This is a genomic window from Corallococcus sicarius (assembly GCF_003611735.1).
GTDB lineage: Bacteria > Myxococcota > Myxococcia > Myxococcales > Myxococcaceae > Corallococcus > Corallococcus sicarius.
Window position 1 is genome coordinate 1 of sequence record NZ_RAWG01000704.1, and the last position, 315, is coordinate 315.

Annotated in this window: 1 pseudogene; it reads left to right on the forward strand. The window is 67.6% G+C overall.

What is annotated here, in order from left to right:
* Positions 1–315, forward strand: a pseudogene (locus D7X12_RS41790) (DNA primase); the annotation flags it as partial.

Consider the following 315-nt stretch of genomic DNA (forward strand, 5'->3'; position numbering starts at 1 on the left):
TCCGGGAGCCCCGGCTGCTCGCCCGGGACACGTTCCGGGTGTGTGATGAGCTGTCCCACATGGGCCTGCGGATGGTGCTGGCGCAGGCGACTTCGGGGCAGGGGCTGGAGGAAGCGCTCTTCGAGGCGACGGAGGTCGTCAAGCGGGCGCTGCTGGAGGCCGGCCGGCGGCTTTCAGCCGGGGGCTCCGAGCTGGAGGGGGAGTTCGTCCATGTGTGCCGGGACATCATGGTGCGGCGCATCGACGAGCGGCTCGTTTATATAAAGCGGGCGACGGAACAGACGCCGGGGGCTTTTGATTTGACAGAAGAGACGC